The sequence below is a fragment of the Moorena sp. SIO4A1 genome, assembly GCF_010672065.1.
Classification (GTDB): Bacteria; Cyanobacteriota; Cyanobacteriia; order Cyanobacteriales; family Coleofasciculaceae; genus Moorena.
This window is the reverse complement of the sequence record NZ_JAAHHX010000307.1, coordinates 1-2313: the sequence shown is the minus strand read 5'-3', so window position 1 is coordinate 2313 and position 2313 is coordinate 1. Positions and strand designations below refer to the sequence as shown.

Below are 2313 nucleotides of genomic sequence, written 5' to 3'. Positions count from 1 at the left end.
AAATTACAGGAATATCTTTAGTAGCCTGATCCGCCTTCAATCGACAGCAGGTTTCAAAGCCATCTATACCTGGCATCAAAACATCCAGTAAAATAATTTGAGGATGGGCATACTTAGCGCGTTTTAACCCACTTTCACCATCTTGGGATACTAAAATTGTGAATCCACAATCTTCTAAATAATCAAAGGCAACCCTTAAATTTGTGGGATTATCATCAATAATCAATATGGTATACTTTTTTAATTCAAAGTCATTTGTTTTAGCAATTACACTCATGGATTTTATTCCAGATGCAGATAGTCTTTAACCAAAGTAACAATGGCTTTTTATTGAAACCCTTTGGCTAAGTTTTTGAGTTTGGTGGGCTTTGGGAATGTAGTTGTAATCGACTGCTTCGAGGTATAGCAATTCCTAAGTATTCAGCGATCAGCCATTCCCGTAGCGTGGCCAACGGCCAAGGCCAACGGCTGACTGCTGACTGCACCTCAAGTAGCACCATCTGTAGCGCATATGCTTACAGCAATTCTGGCGGAGGTTGTGAACTCTCATGGGGGTCTCAATAGACAACAGAAGTAAAAAAGATTCTGGAAGTCTTGCCCGAATTGAGCTAAAACCGTGCTTTCCCGAGAGGTCTAATCGATTGTGAACTCTCACGCGGGCATCCTGCGCGCACTACCAGGAATTTTGGACTTCTGGATTTTCACAACTCGCCCACGAAACCCGATAGTGAGTTCCTGGGCGAATTTTTGTCATACTGCCCAGCATCGCCAAGTTTATAGAGCACTTCCATTTCCTGAGGGGGGGTACTACAAAGCGTTGATCACAACTGGGTTTTGACCCCTGTGATCAAGCTACAGGCTGTTGAGATATTGGCTGATATACCCACTCTAACTGCAAATATTGCCCTAAGAAAACCAGTTACTGTTCCTGAAGAGGGGGAACAGACCCTCAGTGGGGCAACAAAAGGGGGATTGACTAATACCTATGATCACTTCCAATCAGCAAAAATTTGCTTGATTTGTGCGATCGCTTGATTAGTGGCTTGCGCCACAGACAAACCATCTACAACTATGCTTCTAATCGCTTTACCCCAAACATTCTGGGATTGTACTTCAGAGTAAATCGGGGTAAACACTTGATAGGGTAGACGGGTGGTTTGTTGTAACTGCTTTAGAGCCACTGAAATATGGGGATCGGTTCCATCATTCCAGAATCGGTCTGCTAAAGATTTAGGCAAAACAGGAACAAATCGCCCTTGAGAACCTTGGATGTATGTTTTCAGATTTTGTGGTTGTACCAAATAGGACAAGAAATCCTTAGCAACCTGCTTTTTATTCGATCTTTCCAACAGAATGACCTGCCCAATGGAAGCGATGGGTTTCATGGGCTCGACCTTTGGCTTGTTCGGCCATGGAATAGTAGCAAGTTGCTTGGTGTAAATTGCCTGATCTTGCCGTTGGGAACCGGGAATCGATAGGGATGGGTTAGCTGTCATTAAAGTAGTGCGGCTAAGAAAGGCAATATTATTATCAGTGTTTCCCCAATCCACTGCTTCCGGTGGTACCGTACCATTCTTATAGAAGTTGGTATATTTCGCTAAGGCAGCGGTAATCCCCTGATGCACTTGGGGATTATCTAAGCGTAACCGACCATTGGAGTTGATCAGTTTGACATTGTAAGCTTCTAGGAAGTTTTCAAAAATGTCGAAGGTATCAGAAGCCTCGGACATGGGTAAACCAATACCATAAATAGTCTGTTGACCCTGGTGACGTAGTTGCTGTTGAGCGAAGTGCCAAAACTGCCAAAACCCTTGCCAATCCTTAGGAATCGCGTCTGGTGTCTTACCAATAGCTGCCAGTAAGTCTTGCCAACAGTGAATGTAGCCGGAATACTGCATGATCGGGACAGCATAGTAGCTGCGCTTCTTCGCCACATTGTTCAGGTAAGTGACACTCTGTAGAACACTGCCAGTGTATAGCTTTTCGAGAGGTTCTACTACCTCAGAAACATCTGCCAATTGGTTGTTCCATGCTAGACGGGGGATGATCTGGGTATCCGCTTCAATACTATAGAAGATGTCCGGAGGGTTGCCTGCTGCGATCGCATTATTGAGTTCCTTTAACGTATCTTTTTCAGATAAAAGGCTAAGCTCAACCTTAATTCCACTCTTTTGTGTCCACCTGGCGATGATTTCTTTGAGTGCATCAGTTTCCTCTGGATAATAACCCTGACTCCACCAGATGCGCAGCGAATTACCCCGGTTTATCGTAAATCCTTTGGTAGACTCAACTTGATTCTTACTACAGTCAGCA

The 2313-nt window shown here is 44.1% G+C and carries 3 protein-coding genes; all 3 read right to left on the bottom strand.

All coding sequences use genetic code 11. The features are described 5' to 3' along the window. The coding region (locus F6K53_RS37585) for a response regulator (protein WP_293084753.1) at nucleotides 1-277 on the bottom strand (277 nt) is incomplete at its 3' end. 67 nt (nucleotides 278-344) lie between these two features. Next, nucleotides 345-500, bottom strand: coding sequence for a hypothetical protein (locus tag F6K53_RS37580; RefSeq protein WP_158516953.1), 156 nt, complete (start codon nucleotides 498-500; stop codon nucleotides 345-347). A 489-nt stretch (nucleotides 501-989) separates the two neighbouring features. Continuing rightward, on the bottom strand, nucleotides 990-2313 hold a 1324-nt coding region (locus F6K53_RS37575; RefSeq protein WP_293084750.1), incomplete at its 5' end, for an ABC transporter substrate-binding protein.

Bases quoted from the DNA above. Each gene is read 5' to 3' on its own strand.
- F6K53_RS37580 (WP_158516953.1), bottom strand. From the start codon at position 500: ATGGTGCTACTTGAGGTGCAGTCAGCAGTCAGCCGTTGGCCTTGGCCG.